The organism is Clostridium sp. MCC353 (assembly GCF_018785315.1).
GTDB lineage: Bacteria > Bacillota > Clostridia > Lachnospirales > Lachnospiraceae > CHH4-2.
The window spans coordinates 1-22,043 of the sequence record NZ_WQPN01000071.1; the positions used below are offsets into that span (position 1 = coordinate 1).

The window sequence follows — 22,043 nt, forward strand, 5'->3', positions numbered from 1 at the left end:
ATTTTCATCAAGAGGATTTTCATCAAGAGGATTTTCATCAAGAGGATTTTCATCAAGAGGATTTTCATCAAGAGGATTTTACATCAAGGGTGAAGGCATTTTCGAAAATGCCTTCACCCTTGATGTAAAATCCTCTTGATGTAAAACCCTCTTGATGAAAATCCTCTTGATGAAAATCCCCTGATGTAAAATCCCTTGATGTTAACCCCTACATCCTCACCCCAATCCCTCTCCCGCTCAAATACCTTTTAACTTCCATAATCTCCAGCTCTTTATAATGAAACAGCGAAGCCGCCAGCGCCGCGTCCGCCTTTCCCACAGTCAAAGCATCATAAAAATGTTCCATCGTCCCCGCTCCGCCCGAAGCGATTACAGGCACAGAAACCGTATCGGCGATCAGCGCCGTCAGTTCATTGTCATATCCCGCTTTGGTTCCGTCACAGTCCATGCTGGTGAGAAGAATCTCTCCCGCACCCAGACGGTCCGCCTTCCCGGCCCATTCCACCGCGTCCAGGCCGGTATCGATCCGGCCGCCGTTTTTATACACATTCCATCCAGAGCCGTCTTCCCTCCTTCTGGCATCGATAGCGACAACCACACACTGGCTGCCGAACTTCTCCGCCGCCTGGCTGATCAGCTCCGGCGTGTTGATGGCAGATGAATTGATGGATATCTTATCCGCCCCTTCCCTAAGAAGCATCCTGAAATCCTCCACCGTGCGGATTCCCCCGCCAACGGTAAATGGAATGAACACCTTTTCAGCCACTCTGCGCACCATGTCCACCACAGTTGCCCTCGCATCCGAAGACGCCGTTATGTCCAGAAAAACCAGCTCATCCGCCCCCGCTTTATCATAAGCGGCTGCAATCTCCACCGGATCCCCGGCATCCCGCAGGTTCACAAAATTAACGCCCTTTACTACACGGCCGTTATGTACATCCAAACAAGGAATAATTCTTTTTGTAAACATATCAATCCTCCATCCAGAGCTTTTTTTATGCTGGCACCCGCTGAGAATTTCAGATTCTCACCTGCGTGCTGTTATAATTCGATGAAATTCCGTAAAATCTTTAAGCCCACATCACTGCTCTTTTCCGGATGGAACTGACAGCCAAACAGACTGCCTGATTCCACAGACGCATGGATATGAGCGCTGTATTCCGCAGAGGCCGCCACAATCCCTTCCTCCTCTGCTTTCAGATAATAGGAGTGGACAAAATATACATACGCCCCATTTTCAATTCCCTTATAGAGTTTCGCCCCCTGCCTGATCTCCAGGGAATTCCAGCCCATATGAGGAATTTTAAGCCCCGGACAGTCCGGTATTCTCAATATCTCTCCTTTTAACAGCCCCAGGCCTTCCACTCCCGGCGTCTCGTCACTGCGTTCAAACATGAGCTGAAGCCCCAGGCAGATGCCTAAAAACGGCGTTTGCTTTTCAGCCACCCGGCGGATCACATCCACCAGCCCATACTGATGCAGTTTGCCCATGGCATCCCCAAACGATCCCACTCCCGGCAGAATCACCTTATCCGCCGCCAGAATGAGTTCCGGATCCCTTGTAATCACCGGCTGCTCCCCTAAAGCGGCCAGCGCCTTCTCCACACTTCTTAAATTACCTGCGTCATAATCAATAATAGCTATCATGCGTTGCTCCTCATCTTCCGGCCTTTTTCTCAACATTTTATCACAGGGTTTTCCATTGTACAATGAAACTATATCAATTTATCCACAAATTCTACGGAATTTTCTGATACCGCTTCCGCCCGGTCCTTTAATTCCACCGTAACCTGGGAGAATTTTTCATTGATCCGGTACATATATGATTTTTGGTTAAAAAATGCGGTCTTTTCAAATGGCCACCGCACCACTGTTGGCGTCTGGAAACCAACTCCCAGTTCCAGAATCAATAACTTTTTATTCAGCGTTCCCGTCAGCCACCTGGTATAAACGGCCCATTGGGGAAGATAACCCTCTTCAATATACTGATCCGCATTTATGGTATTTCCAATCAAAGGCGCCCCGCAGTGAGGGCAGATATCGTCCGGTATTTCTCCCGGCTCCCAGATATCCTTTGTGCAGGACTTGGAACACTGTCTCCAGGTTTCATTGCCGCAGGGAGCCACAATCCTGCTGGGATCAAGGCCGCTTTCATAGATTTCCCCATCCGTTACCGTAGTCACTATAAAATAATCCTTCCCATTCAAAACCGCCTTCAATTTCTCATAAGAAGCCCCTCTCCATTCCTGGCCGATTCCCACCAGAACCTTTTCACAGTCCCCAAGTCTCTCTATGATTCCACTCATCCGCTATACTCCTCTTATCCTCTCCCGGAATTCATTTAAAAGCAACAGTTCAGACGGCTAATCTTCTTGACCGGAATAACAGGTCAAGAATCCGTCTGAATTGTTACGTTTAAAATAATCCCGGTAAAATTGTTTTTGGCATGCAAAAGCAGGCTGTCCGCTCCGGGTCCACCACCTGGCAGATCTGCACGTCTCCGGCTGCGCTCATAAGCATTCCGGCTTTATTGTAATCCAGGCGCAGTTTTTTCTGAATGATCTCGTGCATATCCGCAACCGACCGTTTTACCGCATCTTCCAGGTTCTCTGCCGATGCAATGGTATAAATAGCGTGTTCATTTTCAAGGGCCGGATTATGAAGGGTTTTCCCCTTTATCACATCAAGTTTCACAGTTACTGAAGCAGAAATTTCCACACCCGAAACCATAATTTCCCCGTCCCCCATACAGGCATGGACATCTCCCAGGGCGAACAGCGCACCTTTTTGGAAAACAGGCAGATACAAAACAGAGCCCTCTCCGATTCTGGTGTTGTCCATATTTCCGCCATGGGAACCAGGCGTTCCGCAGGGTATTTTTTCTCCGGCCGGAGCCACTCCGATCACCCCGATCATGGGCTTTTGGGGAAGCTTGATGTCCTCGCTGAACTCCACATATCCGTCCCTCACCGGCATACGGCATACCTCCGGATACGGCACACTTCCTCCAAGCACGCCCTCCCCCGGAAGAGCCGCCATAATTCCCAGTTCACCGGTCTCGATCTTTTGGATTTCCACTTTTAAAATGTCTCCCGGTTCCGCGCCTTCCACAAAAACAGGCCCGGTGGCCGGATTGATCCTGTCCCAATCCAAAGCCCCGATCTGAGCCCCTTCCTCCGTCATCTGTCCGCCAAAACAGTCCACAGTTTCAAATATTACCGTCTCCCCAGCTTCCACAGCCGCCGCAGGCCTTTCTTCCTTATCCATAAAATAAATATAATTTCCAGATATGATTCTGCTCATAGGACCTCCATTTTCAGACCATTGTTTAAGATTTATGATATAATTAACTATACCAAACAATGGGGATTTTTCAACCCTAAAACAAATCCGGCTTTCCTACGGTGTGTTTGAAAACGTAACACTTCAGACGGATCGTGCAGGAAAACCGAAATACAAGGAGAATTTCATCATGATAATCAGCGCAAGCCGCCGTACCGACATCCCCGCCTGCCACAGCGAATGGTTTTTTAACCGTTTGAGAGAAGGTTTTGTCCTGGTACGCAACCCCATGAATTTTCATCAGGTCAGCCGGATTCCTCTCACTCCCGACCTTGTGGACGGCATCGTTTTCTGGAGCAAAAACCCCGCTCCTATGATTCCGCACCTGAATCTGCTCAAGGACTATGCCTATTACTTCCAGTTTACGCTGACCCCTTACGGCCAGGAAATCGAAAAAAACCTTCCTTCCAAAACAGAAGTTCTGCTTCCTGTTTTTCAGAAGCTTTCCGATTCCATCGGCCCCGGACGGGTGATCTGGCGGTATGATCCTATCCTTATAAATGATACCTGGACGGCAGAACGCCATATTGACCAATTCGGGCGGATGGCCCATCAGTTAAACAGCTATACCGGCCAGGTTGTGATCAGTTTCATCGACTTATACCAAAACACAAAACGCCACAGCCATGAATTATCCCTTCAGCCCATGACAGAACATGATATGAAATCCATCGCAAAGGCATTTTCAGAAATTGCGGCAGAATACCGCCTCACGGTCACCACCTGCTCCGAAACCATAGACTTGGATGAATTCGGAATCCGGCACGGAAGCTGCATCGATAAAACCCTTTTGGAGCGGATTTCCGGCTGCAGCCTCAGCCCTGGAAAAGACAAAAACCAGCGTTCCCAGTGCGGCTGCGCCTCCAGCATCGACATCGGCACTTATAACGCCTGCTCCAACGGATGCAGCTATTGCTATGCGAATTACAGCCCCTCCCTGTTGGAACGGAACAAAAACGGATATGACTCCCAGTCCCCCCTCCTGTGCAGCGCCCTGACCGAATCCGATACCATAAAAATAAGGCAGGTATCATCGGTTAAGGATAACCAGATAAAACTGCCCTTTTTATAAAAATAGAACAGAGGACGTGAAGAGGCCGGGAGACTGCGGCTGCTGCCGCCGTCTCCCGGCCTTCAAGTCCTCATTCCCGGGCCGTCTCTCCTGTCAACGTTCTCCGCCCGGAAACAGATCTTACATCAAAGATTTGTAAAGAGCAATAATATCCTCTAACCCTGCATCCTTAGGATTTCCCGGTGCGCAGGCGTCAGCAACTGCCGATTCAGCCAGGAACTGGATATCCTCCTCTTTGGCGATTGCCTTTAAATCAGCCGGAATTCCAACATCCTGGGAAAGCTTCTTCACCGCTTCAACGGCTGCTTTTCTGTATTCTTCCTGGGACATATCATCCACGCCTTCTACGCCCATAGCTTTTGCAATGTATTTGTATTTATCCCCGGTAGCTTCCGCATTGTATTCCATAATCGTTGGAAGCAGGATTGCATTTGCAACGCCATGAGGGGTATCGTAAACTGCGCCCAACGCATGAGCCATGGAGTGAACGATTCCAAGTCCGCAGTTAGAGAATCCCATACCGGTTAAATACTGTCCGAGAGCCATATCTTCGCGGCCTTCCGGCGTATTATTAACTGCCCCTCTTAAAGAACGGGCGATCACTTCAATGGCTTTCAGGTTGAACATGTCCGTCATTTCCCATGCGCCTTTGGTCGTGTAGCCTTCAATCGCATGTGTCAGAGCGTCCATACCGGTTGACGCGGTCAGGCCCTTTGGCATGGAAGACATCATATCCGGGTCAACGATGGCAACTACAGGGATATCGTGTGTATCAACACATACGAATTTACGTTTCTTCTCCACATCTGTGATCACGTAGTTGATGGTAACTTCTGCTGCCGTACCGGCGGTTGTCGGAACCGCGATGGTGGGAACACATGGATTCTTGGTAGGAGCCACGCCCTCTAAGCTTCTCACATCTTCAAATTCCGGGTTTGTGATGATGATGCCGATTGCTTTTGCAGTATCCATGGAAGATCCGCCGCCGATGGCGATGATATAATCCGCGCCTGACGCTTTGAATGCAGCCACGCCTGACTGTACGTTCTCAATTGTAGGATTTGGCTTAATGTTGGAGTAGATTTCATATTCATATCCGGCTTTGTCCAAAACTTCCGTTACTTTAGAAGTTACATTGAACTTAACCAGATCCGGGTCAGAACATACAAATGCTTTTTTAAATCCTCTTCTTGCAACTTCCCCTGCGATCTCCTGAATCGCTCCGGCGCCATGATAAGATGTTTCGTTTAACACAATTCTGTTAGCCATGATTTCACTTCTCCTTTTTATGTAATTAAATACTCACTTTTTGTTCTGTTATTATTTTAACAACAGTGCATAAAAAAAGAAAGTGACATTTAGACGAATTTGTCAAATATGTTACAAATCCATCCAAATGTCACAATGTATACACTAAAAAATCACGAACAATTCTCTGCCGGACGCCCAGCCTGCCCGGTAATCGCCTCTCCCCACCGTCTCTTCTCCGGGCCAATGCTTCTATGCCTGGAGATTAAGACAGCAGTTTTAAATCATTGAGAACCTGCCCCAGCTTTGGCGGCACCGCATCCACCAATGCCTTTGACATCTCTTCCGGCGTCTTTTTCATGCCTCCCAGCACCCATTTTACAGTCATGTAGACCGAACCCCGGCAGTACATTTCCAGCAGAAACTGTAATTCTTCACTCAATGGCTGATTGGTCTTCCGGCTGATCAGATCCGTATAAAACTGTAAAATCAGTTCAAAATCATGTTCCTTCAGCGAATTATAATCATCGGAACGGAATGCGCCTGTAAAAAAGACCTTTTCATTGAGGATGAATTCGAATTTCTGGGTCAGGCTCTCCCCTATGGTCTTTTCCACGCCGATCTGCTCAAATGACTCCAGCACCAGTTTATCAAAATACCAGTTGATCAGGTCATATTTGTCCTTAAAATTCCGGTAAAATGTCTGACGGGTCATCTCGCAGCCGTCCACAATATTCTTGACCGTAATCTTGTCCACCGGTATGGTTTTCATACATTCTTTCATGGAGTCAGCCAGACGGTATTTGGTCCGGTCTGCCTTCTTTAATGGTTCAAGCATAAATTTCTCCCATATCTCTGTTATACAGCTTTCTATTTCGTTCTGAATCTTTCCACAATCCGGCCTGAATAATAGGCGTCCAGCAAAAGTTCCAAATCCTTAATCTTCTCTTTCAGCTCTTTCCCCACATCCGTGTCCCCCACCAGCTTTCTGGCCGATACCCGTTTGATGATAATGCTCTCCGACCGGATGTCGCTTTCCTTTTCAATGGCCGCCTCCGTGGATTCAAATGGTTCATGGGCCGCCAAAATCAGACCATAGGAATTGTAGATCAGCGTGTATCCCGCAATGCCGGTTTCCTTCTGGTATGCCTTGGAAAAGCCGCCGTCAATGACTAATACTTTTCCGCCGCATTTGACCGGGTTTTCGCCGTCTTTCATCTTCACCGGCACATGGCCGTTTATGATGTGGCTGCCTTCTGTGGGAAGGCCGAATTCCTCTAAAATATGATCGGCCACCGCTTCATTTTCCAACAGGGAATAATACGGGTTCTTCCGTTCCCTGTGGGTTTCCTTGTCAGCCAGAAAATACCGTTCAAAGGTTGCCATCTTGTGCTTGCCAAACAGAGGGGAATTCTCATGGAGCCAGATGTACCACATCAGATCCTTGCCCCGCTCCCTCTCCGTCTTGTCTTTGGAAACAAACCCTTTCCTCACATAGTTGTCCAAAGCCTCATAAAGCGCCCTTCCCTTGTAAGTCTTACCGAATAGTTCCACTTCTTTAAAGCTGCCGTCTTCATTGAGGGGAATGCACCCGTGATACAGCAGGTTTCCGTTGTATACTTTATAAAGACTGCCTTTTGCCAGCAGAAAACGCATGTGCTGCTGAAGCTTTTCGCAGTTGAGAAATGCCCGTTCCAGCCGCTCCATGATCTCCGCTTCCTGTTCTGTAAATGCATAGGGATCTGCCGGGTCCACCGTGGGGAAGTTGGAATCCAGCATCTCATATTCATTTCCTTCCATACAAATGGTTCCCTTTTCAAAATCAATCAGATGGAGCAGGTTCCGTTTTTCCAGGTTAAACGACGGATTCTTCCGGCTCTGCTGGCCTTCCGCCTTGAACTGGATCACGGAAATCGCCTTGTGCATCCGGATATCGATCTCCAATTCATTGGTATTATAAGTCTTGGCCCCTTTAAGCTGGAAACATTTACACGGATCATCCTTGTAAGTATTGATGGCAAATGTGGCCAGCGGCAGCAGATTGATCCCGTAACCGTCCTCCAGAATATCCAGATTCCCGTATCTGGCGCAGATGCGGATCACATTGGCGATGCAGCAAATCTGCCCTGCGGCCGCTCCCATCCACAATACGTCGTGATTTCCCCACTGGATATCCACAGAATGGTGCTCCATCAGCTTGTCCATAATGATATGGGGTCCGGGCCCCCGGTCATAGATATCCCCCACAATATGCAGATGGTCCACAGCCAGCCTCTGGATCAGCTCACACATGGCAATGATACATTCCTCCGCCCGTCCCACCCGGATGATGGTCTTTACAATGGCATTATAATAAGATTCTTTATCCGTCACATCCACTTTTTCTGTGATCAGCTCTTCCAAAACATAGGCGAATTCAGGTGGGAGCGCTTTTCTGACCTTTGACCTGGTATACTTGCTGGCCGTCCGTTTGCACACTTCGATCAGCCGGTACAGGGTCACCTTATACCAGTCTTCCTTGTTATTCCTGGTCTTTAGAATCTGTACCATCTTCTCCCTGGGATAATAGATCAGGGTCGCCAACGTCTGCTTGTCCTCATTGCTGAGGGTGTTTCCGAAAATGTCGTTGATCTTTCTGCGGACCGCTCCGGAACCATTCTTCAGCACGTGGGAAAATGCCTCGTATTCCCCATGAATATCCGTCAAAAAATGCTCCGTCCCTTTGGGAAGGTTCAAAATGGCTTCCAGGTTGATCACCTCGGTGGACGCAGAGGCTATGGTCGGGTATAGCTCAGCCAGGCGTTCCAGATATCTTTGTTCTAAAATACTCATGTTGATCCTCCCGATTGTCTTTTGTATGTATTTTACCATAAGGTTGGGGGGAATTCTATAGGGGGTGAGGTATATAGTGAAAGTTACGCCAGGGAGAGGGGATGCTGTGGGGGCTTTCGTGTGGGCGGGCCGGGATGGCTGGGGACGGGGAGGCGCGGGTTTGCCGTTTTGTGCTCATGGTTTCGGCCGGGACAGTTCAAGAGTGTGTCTGAAAATTGCTTTCCGTCAGATGTGCGTTACAGTTTGTGGGAGATTTGTCCCGAATGAAGGGCGCATAGCGGGCTATGTAACCTGAATTCGGGGCAAATATACCGCAAAGTGGGACGTGCAGATGGCGGAAATGAATTTTCAGACACACTCTTAGGCTGGAAGGGGATAAAATTGCGGGGACCGATGACATTCATCGAGAAGTCCTGATGGCCTTCTCGATTCAGGTCATCTGAAAATCTGCCTTTGTAGGGCAGATTTTCCCCCGCAATTTTATCCCCTTCCGGCCTAAGAACTGTCGACGGCCTGCAAAAATCGCACAAAACGGCAAACCCGCGCCTCCCCGTCCCCAGCCATCCCGGCCCGCCCACGCGAAAGCCCCCACAGCATCCCCTCTCCCTGGCTGGTTTTCTCGAATTCGACTTAAAGTTTTGATTAATAGATGAAAGAAAAGGGGGAAGATGGGGGTAAAAAATCAGGATAAATAGGGTTATAATTTAATTGTGATGGAAATTTATATGTGCTATAATGAGATGCGATTCTTTAAATATGGGTATTTGTGACAGGGGTGAATCGTCACGGAGATAAAATAATAAAAAAATATACCCTAACATCAATATGGGCAGATACTTAAATCGGCGGGTGTCTTTGAGGGATGTAAGAATGGTGTAAAAGCGTAACAGTTCAGATAGGTCTGCGCATTTACTGTGCGGACCGTACGAAAACATAGCGGTTGCATGCATCCAGCCCCTCGCAGCAGGCGACTTTAATGGGCTGGATGCGTAACAGTTCAGACCTGTTTGAACTGTTATGTTAAAGTTGAAATAGAATTGTACACAAACGGTATTCGGGTGTCATGAAAATAGCAGGAAAGTGAAAGGACGACTATGGAAAAAGCGATTGTCAGGGTAAAAAAGGGAGAAGCACGGTCTTTGAAGGCTGGGGGGCTGTGGATTTATGATAATGAAATTGACAGGATTGATGGGGAATTTGAGAATGGGGATATGGTCTTTGTGGAGGATTTTGACGGGTATCCTTTAGGGCATGGGTTTATTAATACCAAATCGAAGATCACAGTGCGGATGATGTCCAGGAAAAAAGAGGCTGTGGTGGACGATGGGTTTATTGAGATGCGTGTGCGGAATGCTTGGGAGTATAGAAAGAATACGGTGGATACCTCTAGCTGCCGGGTGATTTTCGGGGAGGCGGATTTTCTTCCTGGGATTGTGGTTGACAAATTTTCTGACGTCCTGGTGGTGGAATCTCTGGCGCTGGGGATTGACCGGTGGAAGCCGGTGATTGTGGAAAAACTGAAACAGGTATTGGCGGAAGATGGAGTGGCTGTTCGCGGGGTTTACGAACGGAGCGACGCGAAAGTGCGGCTTCAGGAAGGCATGGAGCGGGTTAAGGGCTTCATCGGGGAACCATTTGATACGAAAGTGGAGATTGTGGAAAATGGAGTCAGGTACATGGTGGATGTCCAGGACGGACAGAAAACCGGCTTCTTCCTGGATCAGAAATATAACCGGCTGGCCATCCAGCGGCTCTGCAAAGGGAAAAAAGTGCTGGACTGCTTTACCCATACCGGATCATTTGCCTTAAATGCCGGGATCGCAGGGGCGGCTTCCGTATTGGGAACGGACGCTTCTGAACTGGCTATCAACCAGGCGCGGGAAAATGCCGAACTGAACGGGCTTTCCAACCGGGTGCAGTTTGTGTGTGCGGACGTGTTCGAACTGCTTCCGGAGCTGGAAAAGAAGGGAGAGAAGTTTGATGTTGTGATTCTGGACCCTCCCGCATTTACGAAATCCAGAAATTCCATTAAAAATGCAGTGAAGGGATACCGGGAAATCAATCTGCGGGGCATGAAGCTGGTGAAGGACGGAGGTTATCTTGCGACCTGCTCCTGTTCCCATTTTATGGATCCGGAACTGTTTACAAAAACCATACGGGAGGCGGCCGGGAATGTCCATAAACGGCTCCGCCAGGTGGAATACCGTACCCAGGCGGCAGATCATCCGATTCTTTGGGCCGCGGATTCTTCCTATTATTTAAAATTTTACATTTTCCAGGTATGTGATGAGAAATAGTGAGCAGAACCCATGACAAAAGGGGCGTACCGCCGCATTGGCGATACACCCCTTTCTGTTTTTATCCAATCTTCCAGTCCTTTTTACGCATAAACTTCCTTATTTCTATTTACGCATAAACTTCCTTTTACACATAAACTTCCTTATTCTTAGCAAATTCTTCTTTAACCTTCTCCATCAATCCTTCGTCACTGATCAGATCCAGGGCTGTTCCGGCAATGGTCTTAGCCGCGTAGATCACGCATTTATGAGCGTCTTCACCTTTTCCCGCATCCACAAATGCCTGGGTATGGGAGGAGGTTCCGGTGGGAACGAATTTCATACGGATACAGCTTCCGGGAATCTCGTGCATCACATTGCCGAAATCCGTGGAGCCGGTCTTCTCTCTCGGCGGCTTGATTCCGGGCGCTCCGGCTTCTTTTGCATTGGCGATCATCAGATCATTTAAGGCCAGAACCGGGATCTTGTTGGCTAAGGCTTTCTTTTCCACGATGTCGTAGGTGACGCCTGCCATCAATGCCGCTCCTTGAATCACGTCTCTAAAGCGGCTGACCACTTCATTCAGATATTCTCTGGAGAAGGAGCGGAGGGAAAAACGGCCCACTGCCTTGGACGGCACCACATTTTCCGGGCCGGGCAGTTCCGCAATGGTGTAATGCATGCGCACATCATCCCTTACATGTTCCCGCATGCACTCGATTCCGTGGAACGCCAGATTAAGCGCATCCAGCGCGCTGCGGCCGTCTTCCGGCTTTAATGCGGCGTGGGCTGATTTTCCGTGGAATGTAACCAGGAAACCGGAAGAAGCCAGACATTTGATATCCGTACAGGTGTCCGGCGCTCCGTGCATCATCAGCGCCACGTCCATATCAGTCAGATATCCGGCTTTCAGCATCACGATCTTTCCGCTGAACGTCTCTTCCGCAGGAGTTCCGTATACCACAAGGGTATATGGCTTGTCCTTGTAAATTTCCTTCAAAGCGGCGGCAGCGCCCAGACAGGCCGGGCCCTGCATATGGTGGCCGCATCCGTGTCCCAGGCCCTCTAACGCGTCGTATTCACATAAGATGCCGATTCTTGGACCGCCGTCCCCATTTTTATAAGTCGCCCGGAAAGCGGTGTCAAGGCCGGCCAGGCCCCGCTCCACTTCGAATCCATTTTTCTCCAGATAATCCGTGAGAAGGGCGCTGGCAAACCGCTCCTCTCCTCCCATTTCCGGATGGTCGAAAATCTGATCCGCCATATCCCACAGGACATCCGCATTTCTGTCTATTTCCTGAAAAAGCTGTTGTTTCATAGAGCCTCTCCTTTCTTACATCTCGCTGACTTCTTTCAGCACAGTTGCCGTGAGTTCGATTCCTTTCAGATAATTTTCCAGCGTCAAATGCTCATTGGGCGCATGATTGTCCGACGTAGCGTCGCACCAGCGCACCTGGATCGTCGGAAGGCCCAGGATGTTGGTCCAAAGGTAGTCCGGCGCAGTGGACGGACGGTTCGGATAGATCATGTAATTTCCAAATACTTTTCCGGTAGCAGCTTCCACCGGAGCCAGATACGGGGTATTCACCGGCGTTTTGGCCGGTTCCGTAATTCCATGGCAGATGACTTCCACATTATCATATCCCAGCTCTTTAATATAGCTGCGCAGGTTCTCCAGAATCTTATTGCCGTCCTGATGAGCCACCAGACGCATATCGATCTTGGCCACCGCTTTCGAGGTCAGTACTGTGGCTGTTCCCTGTCCGGTATGGCCGGAATAGATGCCGGAAATATTAAAGCTGGGCGTTCCGTTCAACTGAATATAATATCCCTTGTCTTTGGGATAAACCGGATATGCGCCGTATCCCTTCTTCAGGTTTTCATCTACATTGGGAAGAGTGGCATAAATCTCTTTCTCTCTTTCCGTAGGCGCCACCACATCGTCATAAAATCCCGGCACATGCACCACTCCGTCCTCTGTTTTCAGCTTGTTGAGAAGCTGGACCATCTGCCATGCGGCGCTGGGAAGGACAGGGGCGTACTGGGAATGCAGATCCCGGGTCATGGTGGTGAGCACCAGTTCCACATAGAGCATTCCTTTCACTCCAAGGGCGATGATGGGCTGGTCGTTGTGGTTCTTGGAACCGTCGCTGAAATAGACCATATCCGCTTTCAGCAGTTCTTTATTGTCACGAAGGAAGTCGGGAAGCCCCTCGCTGTTGCTCTCTTCCGAACCTTCCAGAATAATCTTTAAATTGACCGGCAGTTCCCCATACTCCCTGAGCCAGTATTCAACAGCGCTTAAATGGGCCATCAGAGGGCCCTTGTTGTCGGCGGTTCCCCTGCCGTACATGATTCCGTTTTCAATAACAGGATCAAATGGAGCCGTTCTCCAGGCTTCCAATTTGCCCTGGGGCTGCACATCGTAGTGCGCATAGATTAACACTGTTTTTTTGGCCGGGTCGTCTCCCCAGCTGGCGGTGATGGCCGGATGCGGTTCTACCGGCTGTTTCACCACGTTCAGACCCATTTTTTCCATCTTCTCAACCAGCATGTTGCAGCAGTCCTCGACCCCTTCTCCGGTACTGCTGACGCTGGGCTGGGCAACCAGGGCAGCCAGATTGCCAACCAGTTCATCTTCATGGTTTTTGATGTATTCTTTTAATTTAGCTTCAAAATTTGTAAAATCCATGTAGTGTTATCCTTTCTATGTTAAAATACTTATGGAACAAAACAAAAAGCCTGACCCCTTACAATGTTAGGGCCAGGCCATATAAATGCAACTGTTATGGATAATTGCATAAAAAGCAGAGCCAAGCCCACAGGACCTGCTCCCTTTTTCCGTCTGAAATTGGTTCTTATCTTTTCTTATTATTACACAATTGGTTAAATCTTGTCAATAGGTTAAATTTATTTCTTAATTTTCTCAAAACAGATCGTTACTAGCTCAGCTGGCTGACCCGCCTGCCGGCCGCACCGCTCTGCGGGGTTCCGCCAGCGGGGGCTGTGAACAGCTGCAGCAGATCAGACGGCTTTCTCTACTAAACATCTCCCCTATTGTGACAGAATAAAACGAATCATATCCAAAAAATGATTGAATACCGAAGAATTATACTTATTTTTCGGATAAACAGCCACATATTCTGTCATCACAGCCGGTTCTCCTACTATAAAATACTTAGGCTGCCGGGTTAAATTAAAGTAAGACAGGTAACTTTCCAGCACAAAGGCCACCCCCATGCCTGCGGCCGCCATATGGATGGTAGTCTCCGTCCGGGGATAGATTTCCTGCTTTTTAGGCGTCCATCCCTGCATTTTAAACAACTGGTCGGCAAAATACCGTGTGCTGAATCCGGATGGCGACAGAATAAAGGTATCCTGCCTGAATAAATTCAAATCAATCCACGGATATTTCCCATTGGTCTTGCGCTGTTTGGCCAATGCCGGATGATTGGGCGGCGTCACGAACAGAAGCCGCTCATTCATCAGCCAGACATATTCCATATCCGGCCATATTTCCCGCTTGTTGCACAAAATCATATCCAGCTTTCCTGTTTTCAGCATTTCATACAAAATTGTCCCGCTGTTTTCGTAAAAAATTACATCCACATTGGGAAACTCCTGTTTCATAGCCATGGTCAGCGGGGTGACGATATGGGGCGCCCTGATCTGCTGGATCCCTACCCGGATCCGCGCCGGATGCCTGTTCACCAGGCTTGTCAGCTCCAAGTCAAATTCCGCCTTCAATTCCAGCATCTGCACCGCTTTCCTCACATAAAGCTCTCCGGCTTCTGTCAGTTTCATGGGTTTTTCGTTCCGGTCAAATAAACGGATGCCCAATCCTTTCTCCAAATTTCCCAAAAATGTACTCAGAGCCGGCTGGCTCATCCCCAATTTTTCCGCCGCCTTTGTAATATTTCCATACTGGGCAAGGGTCAACACATAAACCTGTTCCTTCAACTGCATCTCTTTCCCCCGCTTCCCTCCAATGCATTGCCGGTTCACTATTCAAAAAATTTATACTAACCATTTTACCATAAAAAATTTATATCTTTACGTCAAAACTTTTATTCATTATACTATGTTAAAATCCCTCCTGCAATGAGGAAACGCTTCCTTTCCGGAGAAATTCCGGTTCTTATCTAACATTTCACTTACTGAAATTGAAATGCCGAAGCATTCATTGAATTACAGGCCGCATATGCGGCGGAATGGAGGAAAGTATGAGTTCATCTGGCACACCAAAAGCAAAAAAATTCTTTAAAGTTCCCCATACCTTTGTCATTATTCTGGGGATTGTTCTTGTCACTTCTATTTTAACCTGGATCGTTCCTGCCGGCGAATTTGCCCGTGTGGAAAATGCCCAGGGTATTAAAGTCGTTGTCCCGGATCAGTTTTCTTATATAGAAAAAACTCCGGTCAACCCGCTCAGAATCCCTAACTATGTGATTAAGGGATTTGAATCCAGCGCATCCCTGATCTTCATGGTTATCATTTCCGGCGGCGCATTTAACGTGCTGGTAAATACGGGGGCGCTTCAAGTGCTGATCGCTAAAGTGGTTCAAAAATTCGGCAGCAAGGAAGCCATTTTCATTCCTGTACTGCTTCTGCTTTTTGCGGCCATTGCCACAACCCAGTCGGTAACGGTGTTCATCGGGTTTACGCCGGTTATTATCATGATGGCCCGGGCCATGGGCTTTGACTCCATAACCGGAGCGGCCCTTCCGCTGCTCGGCGGCGCTATCGGATTTTCAACCGGTACATTGAATACATCCACAACCATAGTTGCGCAGAAAATTGCGGACCTGCCGCTGTATTCAGGAATTGGATACCGTTTCTTCTGTCTTTTCGTATTCTGGATCATCACCAGCATCGCTCTGGTACAGTATGCCCGTAAAGTGCGCGCTACGCCGTCCCTCAGCCCGATGTACGATTTAGATAACCAGACCACAGTTACCGCAGCCGACGCTGGTATGGACGACCACCATATGGATCTGCGGAAAATCCTCTGCCTTCTCACATTGGTGGGCTGTCTCGTTGTGTTAGTATGGGGCTGTGTAACCCGCGGATGGGATCTGCCGGAAATCTCCGTTGTATTCATCTGGCTGGCTATCCTTTCCGGTATCTGCGCTGGCTTTGGACCAAGTAAAATCGCTACTCATTTCGCTGAAGGATGTAAGAGGCTTACGGTTTCCGCCCTCATTCTGGGACTGGCCCGCGCCACCTCAGGCGTGCTTTCAGCAGCTCATATTCTGGATACTATCGTTTATGGATGTACGCTTGTTTTGAAGGTATTCCCGTCTTATCTGCGCGGCATGTGCATGTACTGGGTGAACTTCTTAATCAACGCACTGGTAACTTCCGGTTCCGGCCAGGCGGCTGTGGTTATGCCGATCTTCACTCCGGTAGCCGACATGGTTGGTATTACCCGTCAGACATCCATTCTGGCCTTTAACTTCGGCGATGGATTCTGCAACTACATTCTTCCGATGTCAACCGCTCTGATGGGAAATTTAAGCGTTGCGAATATTCCTTATGACCGTTGGATGAGATTTATGTGGAGAATCTGCCTGATCTGGCTTGTGACCGGCAGCGTGCTGGTGTTTATTGCGCAGATGATTCATTTAGGGCCGATGTAAAAGCTTTTTTTGTTGCGTAAGTAACGCCAGTAAGATGGGGAACCTGAGGCGGAGGACGAGACCGGACCGCGGAAGGGGATAACCAAAGGCGGCAGGGATCTGATTCCGACCGTTAAGTAGAACTAAGGCTTTCAGAATGGAAAAAGGCGGTGCGATGCCCATTCACGGTAAACTCCTGATGACTTTACCGTTCAGTGGGCATCTCAGAAACTGATTGGGAATTCAGTTTCTGCCCGCCATTTTCCATCCTGAAAGCCTAAGTTCCACTAAACGGTCTCCACATGATCCCTGCCGCCTTTGGTTATCCCCTTCCGCGGTCCGGCCTTGTCCTCCGCCCCAGGTTCCCCATCTTACTGGCTGTGTAGTGGCTGCACTATGATAATAAAGACTTTGGGAGGAAAGGTAGGAAAAGCGAAGAATTCTTCTAATTATTCATACTTATCTTAATATCACTGGTTATATTTCACTGTGCCGCCTGTTGATCCTAAACTGCTGGCTGATTGCAGCCGACTTGGAACCGCCCCTTACAGGTTTCCGCCATATATTTTTCATAAGCTCTACAGCGTATTTTTTGCCCTATTTTCGTATATACGGCGAATACAGTTGATTTATCCCCAAACATTATTTATAATAAGTGGGAAATTATTTTTACACATACCATAGTAATTCAGCATTATAAAATTCAAGTAAGGGAAAAACAGAATGAGCTTAAAAGAAATTAAAAAAGTCAATGTCAGTAATGAGGTATACAAACAAATTCTAAATGAAATTGTCAAGAAAAACCTCCAGCCAGGCGATAAACTGGCTTCAGAATCAGAATTAGTAAAGACCTTTGGCGTCAGCAGGGTAAGTGTCAGGGCGGCACTGCAGAAACTGGCCGGAGCCGGAATTATTGAATCCGTAAATGGCGGAGGAAGTTATGTGAAGCATCTGCAGGAAGGCGCCGTGTTAGGCGGTATCATGCCTATGGCAGCGCTTTCCCAATATGACACCAGCCAGCTAGTGGATTTCCGCCGCGGCATAGAAGTGCTTTCTGCTGAATTAGCAGCGCGTTTTGCTACTGATGAAGAAATTATTGAACTGCAGAATATCTATGCGAATATGCAGGAATGCAATGAAAAGGGTGATATTGAGTCGTACTCTGAATATGACCTGGAATTTCATATGCAAATCGCCCGCATGAGTAAAAATCCATTTGTTTTATATGTGATGGAACAGCTTAGGGAAATTATATTTGTTCACATATCGGATTTGAACGATAAAAAAGGGTCCGAAAATGGAATGCATTATCATGGCCGGATTCTGCAAATGATAAGAAGCCATAACCAAAGCGGCGCCAGAGAATATATGAATCTGAATTTGCTCAATACTTTGCAGGAAGTGCTTGCTGATGAAGATCAATAAAATATAAATTTTTATTGACAACCTGTATTACAGCATATATACTACAGATATGCATAATACTTTTATTTATTTTTGCAAACCTGTATTATAGCATACAGAATATAGTATTGGAGGGGATATATTGAATTCAAGAGAAAGAGTAAAGGCGGCATTAAACTATGAACCCGTGGACCGGGTGCCTTTGGATGCCACATTAACTATTGACGCCTGCAACAAGTTAATCAACCATCTGAACCTTCCGGTTGATCCGGTCAAGGAGTGCTGTATTTTTCAATTGTGCTTTCCGGAACCTGAAATTTTAAAAGCGCTGGGAATTGACTGTACTTATCTGCCGGTCCATGTTCCATCAAATGTGAAGCCATATCAGTACGGTGACGATGAACACATTACAGAGTTTGGTCTGAAATATGTGAAATCAGTAACACCAAACGGTTTTGAGGATATGTCTATCGTAAACGCCCCATTGGCCGACTATGAAATTGAGGATCTGGACAACTACCCATGGCCTGACCCCAATGATGATTCCATCTATGAAGGATTACGGGAACGCGCCAAATGGCTGTATGAAAATACCGACTTGGCTATTGTAGGATACTTTGGCGGCTCAATGTTTACACTCGCCAGCCAGTTGCGGGGGATGGAAAACTGGTTATGTGACCTGGTGGCAGACCCCGAATTTGCCGTCGCGCTGATGAACCGGTTAAAAGACTACTTTATTGTTTTATACACACGCTGTTTAGAGGAATGCGGAGAATATCTTTCATTTATCCGGACAGATTACGATGATTACGGCGGACAGATCAACGAGATGATTTCACCTAAGATGTTCCGTGAACTGGTAAAACCAATTGTCTCACAATACTATACCGCTATTAAGAAAAAATTTTTAGAAAAAAATCCAAATGGAAAATTGATGAAACATACCTGTGGTTCTGTTTATCACTTGATCGATGATTTTATTGAAATGGGGATTGATATGCTGGATCCCATCCAGACATCCGCGGCAAATATGGAGGCCAGCCGGCTTGGCGCTGAATTTAAAGGAAAAATCGCATTCCATGAAGGGATTGACACCATGACGCTGATGCCTTCCGGCACCCCGGAACAGGTAGCGCAGGAAGTAAAACGCTCCATCGAACACCTGGCTCTGGAAAATGGTTCCGGATATCTGATCGGTCCTGTGCATCATTTACAGCCCGATGTTCCACCGGAAAACTTTATCGCGCTACGCGATTCAGTCAAAAAGTACGGAACATTCAATCCCGATTTATAAAGACAGCAGTTTATTATAATATTTAGTTAAGTTATTTTGTCAGTTATGGAGTTTTATAGCATATAATATTAAATTTTGGAGGTTTACATATATGAAAAAGATATCATTAGTTGTTTTAACAGCCGCACTCGCATTATCTCTGAGCGCTTGTGGAAATGGCGCCACTTCCTCAAATAACAGCAGCACACCAGCAGCTTCGGGCGGCAGCGCAGGTGAAGCGTCCCAGAAAGAGAAATCTGATGCCCCGATTAAACTGAAGCTGGCTCATATATTGAACACAAATGACATCGTCCACGAACTGCTGGTAGAATATGCGGAAACAATCAATGAAAAATCCGAAGGCCGTATTGAGATCACCGTGTTCCCCAACGGAGAGCTTGGCAACAACAAAGAAAGTATGGAATCCGTAGTACGCGGTTCTGATGTTATCACATTTGGCGATTTCGCATATGTAGGCGATTATGTTCCAGATTACAGCGTATTCTGCGGCCCATATCTGTTCGATGACTACAAGGATATTACCAAGCTGGCAGAATCAGACTTTGGAAAAGAGCTGGAACAGCAGGCCTCTGACGCAGGTATTAAAGTGTTATGCGCTGATTTCTATTTTGGAACACGCCATACGATGTCAAAACAGCCATTTACCACTCCTGATGAAATGAAGAATCTCAAAGTACGCGTTCCTTCCACCAAAATGTGGCAGGAAACCATTTCAGCCATGGGCGGCAATCCGACTGTTTTGGACTGGTCTGAGGTATATACAGGGCTATCCCAAGGCGTGGTAGATGCTGTTGAAAACCCGCTGGCTGCAATGTACGCCGCTAATATTCAGGAAGTTGCCAAGCACCTGTGTCTGACTCAGCATTTCGTTGCAACGGTTGGCCTGGAAATGTCCCAAAAGCAATTCGATGCAATGCCTGCTGATTTACAGGAACTGCTTGTAACAGAAACCCGCAGCTTCTCAAAATATGCCAGCGAGAAAGTTGCTGAAAATGAAAATTTATTTATCGATAAATTCAAGGAGGCCGGTGTTGAGGTTCATGAAGTAGATGTTCCAAGCTTCCGTGAAGCCACAGAAGTTGTCTATGAGAAGTTTCCTGAATGGACTCCCGGTGTATATGAAAGAGCATTGGAAGCGCTTGGAAAATAACAATATAGGAGGGGTAAGAACACAATGAAAAAAATAGTAGCACAGGTTGAGGACCTGATAAGTTCATCCGCACTGGTTATTATGATCGCTGTTACATGCCTGGGTGTTATAACCAGGCTCACGATCAACCTTCCGCTCATGTGGGCGGAAGAAACAGCAAAAATCTGTTTTGCATGGTGTATCTTTATGGGTGCCGCCGCCTGCTATCGTAATAAAGCGCACATAGGAATTGATGTTCTGATCAGTATGCTCCCCGACAAGGGCAGGCGCAGGCTGGAACTTGGCACCTATCTGGCGCTCACCGCAGTTATCGTATGGCTGATTTTTATGAGCGGAAGTTACGCGGTCAGCGTATGGTCTAAGCCCACCGACTACTTCCGCATCCCGTATACATTTGTGGCCGGTTCCATATCCTGCTCCTTTGTATTCATGCTCTATCACAATATATGTTTTATTATCGACGGCATTAAAAACCTGAAAGACGGAAAGGAGGCGGACGAATGAGCGCTATACCTGCCCTGATATTATTTTGCATTTTCATGATCGGCGTTCCTGTAGGCTTTTCACTGCTGATCGCCACCGGAATCTATTACCTCTTTATCAACAACACCATGCCCGTTGACATGATGTTCCAGGCGCTGGTAACATCGACGGAATCGTACCCGCTGCTGGCAATTCCATTTTTCGTAACCGCCGGTGTGGTCATGAACTATTCCGGCATCTCATCCAGGCTTATGTCGGCTGCTGAGGCTTTTGTAGGACACATGGTAGGCGGCCTGGCCCAGGTAAATGTGCTTCTAAGCGTACTGATGGGCGGTATCTCCGGCTCCTGTAATGCTGATGCCGCAATGCAGTGCAAAATTCTAGTGCCCGAGATGAGCAAACGGGGCTATGGAAAAGCGTTTTCAGCCGTTGTGACAGCGGCCTCCTCCTGCATTACCCCAATCATCCCCCCGGGTATCGTTCTTATTCTATACTCCTGCTTAACCAACGTTTCTGTGGGACGTATGTTTATGGCAGGCTATATTCCCGGCATTATGATGGCCATAGCACTAATGATATTGGTCAGTTTCATTTCCAAAAAGCGGGGATACAAGGCTACAAGGGAAAAACGTGCCAGCTTCAGAGAAATCATAAAGCAGCTTATGGAATCAAGCTGGGCGCTTTTTCTTCCCTTTGGCATCATCCTGGGGCTGCGCTTCGGATGGTTCACTCCAACGGAGGCTGGCGCAATGACAGTTCTTTATTCAATCTTCGTAGGCGCCTTTATTTATAAAGAACTGAAGTTTTCCCATGTGAAGCAGATTCTCAAAGAATCCGTAAGCGGTACCAGTTCGATTCTGTTCATCATAGCGGCTGCTAACTGCTTTGGGCGTTATATGAATATTGAGAGGATCCCTCAAACTGTGACGGAATCTTTGATGGGTTTTACCAGCAGTCCCATTGTTCTCCTCCTTATCATTAACCTGCTGCTATTCTTTGTGGGCATGTTCATCGAAGGCGGCGCGGCTATGATTATCCTGGCTCCAATGCTGGTTCCTTCTGCACTGAAACTGGGAATTGACCCGGTACACCTGGGCATCATCATGAGTATCAACCTGACACTGGGCGGTTTGACGCCGCCTTTTGGAACCATGCTGTTTTTAACCAGTTCCATTCTGGATATCAAAGTCAAAGATTTTATCAGGGAATCCCTGCCCTTTATAGCCGTTTTAGTAGGCGTCCTGATGATTCTGGTATTTATTCCACAATTGGTAACTTTCTTACCAAATCTGGTCTATGGAGTTTAAGCAGAGAAATGTGATTT

The 22,043-nt window shown here is 47.5% G+C and carries 18 protein-coding genes and 2 pseudogenes; 9 read left to right on the forward strand and 11 right to left on the reverse strand.

Features of this window, described 5'->3' with window-relative positions; genetic code table 11:
* Positions 1 to 208: 208 nt before the first annotated feature.
* The 4 genes from hisF to GPL15_RS14120 all read right to left on the reverse strand — a co-directional run bounded on the left by hisF (position 209) and on the right by GPL15_RS14120 (position 3,303).
* Complete coding sequence (hisF, locus tag GPL15_RS14105; protein WP_215699320.1) at positions 209 to 970, reverse strand: imidazole glycerol phosphate synthase subunit HisF; 762 nt, start codon at positions 968 to 970, stop codon at positions 209 to 211.
* A 71-nt stretch (positions 971 to 1,041) separates the two neighbouring features.
* Positions 1,042 to 1,647: an imidazole glycerol phosphate synthase subunit HisH gene (gene hisH / locus GPL15_RS14110; protein ID WP_215699321.1), complete on the reverse strand. Its 606-nt coding sequence runs from the start codon at positions 1,645 to 1,647 to the stop codon at positions 1,042 to 1,044.
* A 68-nt stretch (positions 1,648 to 1,715) separates the two neighbouring features.
* Positions 1,716 to 2,306, reverse strand: a complete 591-nt coding sequence (locus GPL15_RS14115) for a hypothetical protein (RefSeq protein WP_215699322.1) — start codon at positions 2,304 to 2,306, stop codon at positions 1,716 to 1,718.
* A 109-nt stretch (positions 2,307 to 2,415) separates the two neighbouring features.
* Entirely contained in the window at positions 2,416 to 3,303 is an 888-nt protein-coding gene (locus tag GPL15_RS14120; protein WP_215699323.1) for an acetamidase/formamidase family protein, read from the reverse strand.
* 169 nt (positions 3,304 to 3,472) lie between these two features.
* Between GPL15_RS14120 and GPL15_RS14125 the strand changes: the two genes are divergently transcribed.
* Positions 3,473 to 4,414 carry a DUF1848 domain-containing protein gene (locus tag GPL15_RS14125; RefSeq protein WP_215699324.1) on the forward strand — a complete coding sequence of 314 codons (942 nt, stop codon included), beginning with the start codon at positions 3,473 to 3,475 and terminating at the stop codon, positions 4,412 to 4,414.
* A gap of 120 nt (positions 4,415 to 4,534) precedes the next feature.
* On the opposite strand, the gene fucO is transcribed toward GPL15_RS14125, so the two are convergent.
* The 4 genes and pseudogenes from fucO to GPL15_RS28045 form a co-directional block, all read right to left on the reverse strand.
* Positions 4,535 to 5,683 (reverse strand): lactaldehyde reductase, encoded by a 1,149-nt coding sequence (gene fucO / locus GPL15_RS14130; protein ID WP_215699325.1) that lies wholly within the window; start codon positions 5,681 to 5,683, stop codon positions 4,535 to 4,537.
* Positions 5,684 to 5,927: 244 nt separating this feature from the next.
* Positions 5,928 to 6,500 carry a TetR/AcrR family transcriptional regulator C-terminal domain-containing protein gene (locus GPL15_RS14135; RefSeq protein WP_215699326.1) on the reverse strand — a complete coding sequence of 191 codons (573 nt, stop codon included), beginning with the start codon at positions 6,498 to 6,500 and terminating at the stop codon, positions 5,928 to 5,930.
* A 32-nt stretch (positions 6,501 to 6,532) separates the two neighbouring features.
* Positions 6,533 to 8,494 carry a fructose-1,6-bisphosphatase gene (locus GPL15_RS14140; RefSeq protein WP_215699327.1) on the reverse strand — a complete coding sequence of 654 codons (1,962 nt, stop codon included), beginning with the start codon at positions 8,492 to 8,494 and terminating at the stop codon, positions 6,533 to 6,535.
* A gap of 196 nt (positions 8,495 to 8,690) precedes the next feature.
* Positions 8,691 to 8,786, reverse strand: a pseudogene (locus GPL15_RS28045) (DUF6783 domain-containing protein); the annotation flags it as partial.
* Here GPL15_RS28045 and GPL15_RS28050 point away from each other — a divergent pair.
* Positions 8,763 to 8,858 (forward strand): annotated as a pseudogene (locus GPL15_RS28050) (DUF6783 domain-containing protein); the annotation flags it as partial. The pseudogenes GPL15_RS28045 and GPL15_RS28050 sit on opposite strands and share 24 nt — an antisense overlap.
* Positions 8,859 to 9,588: 730 nt before the next feature.
* Complete coding sequence (locus tag GPL15_RS14145) at positions 9,589 to 10,791, forward strand: class I SAM-dependent rRNA methyltransferase (RefSeq protein WP_215699328.1); 1,203 nt, start codon at positions 9,589 to 9,591, stop codon at positions 10,789 to 10,791.
* 127 nt (positions 10,792 to 10,918) lie between these two features.
* On the opposite strand, the gene GPL15_RS14150 is transcribed toward GPL15_RS14145, so the two are convergent.
* The 3 genes from GPL15_RS14150 to GPL15_RS14160 form a co-directional block, all read right to left on the reverse strand.
* Positions 10,919 to 12,088 carry a M20 family metallopeptidase gene (locus GPL15_RS14150; RefSeq protein WP_215699329.1) on the reverse strand — a complete coding sequence of 390 codons (1,170 nt, stop codon included), beginning with the start codon at positions 12,086 to 12,088 and terminating at the stop codon, positions 10,919 to 10,921.
* Between the two features lie 15 nt (positions 12,089 to 12,103).
* Entirely contained in the window at positions 12,104 to 13,462 is a 1,359-nt protein-coding gene (locus GPL15_RS14155) for a M20/M25/M40 family metallo-hydrolase (RefSeq protein ID WP_215699330.1), read from the reverse strand.
* Positions 13,463 to 13,824: 362 nt separating this feature from the next.
* A complete protein-coding gene (locus GPL15_RS14160; RefSeq protein WP_215699331.1) occupies positions 13,825 to 14,736 on the reverse strand; it encodes a LysR family transcriptional regulator in 912 nt (303 codons plus the stop codon).
* A 257-nt stretch (positions 14,737 to 14,993) separates the two neighbouring features.
* Between GPL15_RS14160 and GPL15_RS14165 the strand changes: the two genes are divergently transcribed.
* The 6 genes from GPL15_RS14165 (at position 14,994) to GPL15_RS14190 (ending at position 22,026) form a co-directional block, all read left to right on the forward strand.
* A complete protein-coding gene (locus GPL15_RS14165) occupies positions 14,994 to 16,409 on the forward strand; it encodes an AbgT family transporter (RefSeq protein WP_215699332.1) in 1,416 nt (471 codons plus the stop codon).
* 702 nt (positions 16,410 to 17,111) lie between these two features.
* Complete coding sequence (locus GPL15_RS14170) at positions 17,112 to 17,813, forward strand: FadR/GntR family transcriptional regulator (RefSeq protein ID WP_215699333.1); 702 nt, start codon at positions 17,112 to 17,114, stop codon at positions 17,811 to 17,813.
* Between the two features lie 121 nt (positions 17,814 to 17,934).
* Complete coding sequence (locus GPL15_RS14175) at positions 17,935 to 19,086, forward strand: uroporphyrinogen decarboxylase family protein (protein WP_215699334.1); 1,152 nt, start codon at positions 17,935 to 17,937, stop codon at positions 19,084 to 19,086.
* A gap of 91 nt (positions 19,087 to 19,177) precedes the next feature.
* A complete protein-coding gene (locus GPL15_RS14180) occupies positions 19,178 to 20,236 on the forward strand; it encodes a C4-dicarboxylate TRAP transporter substrate-binding protein (protein WP_215699335.1) in 1,059 nt (352 codons plus the stop codon).
* A gap of 24 nt (positions 20,237 to 20,260) precedes the next feature.
* A complete protein-coding gene (locus GPL15_RS14185) occupies positions 20,261 to 20,740 on the forward strand; it encodes a TRAP transporter small permease (protein WP_215699336.1) in 480 nt (159 codons plus the stop codon).
* On the forward strand, positions 20,737 to 22,026 hold the full coding sequence (locus GPL15_RS14190; protein ID WP_215699337.1) for a TRAP transporter large permease: 1,290 nt from the start codon (positions 20,737 to 20,739) through the stop codon (positions 22,024 to 22,026). Before GPL15_RS14185 ends, GPL15_RS14190 begins: the two co-directional genes overlap by 4 nt.
* Positions 22,027 to 22,043: the final 17 nt, after the last annotated feature.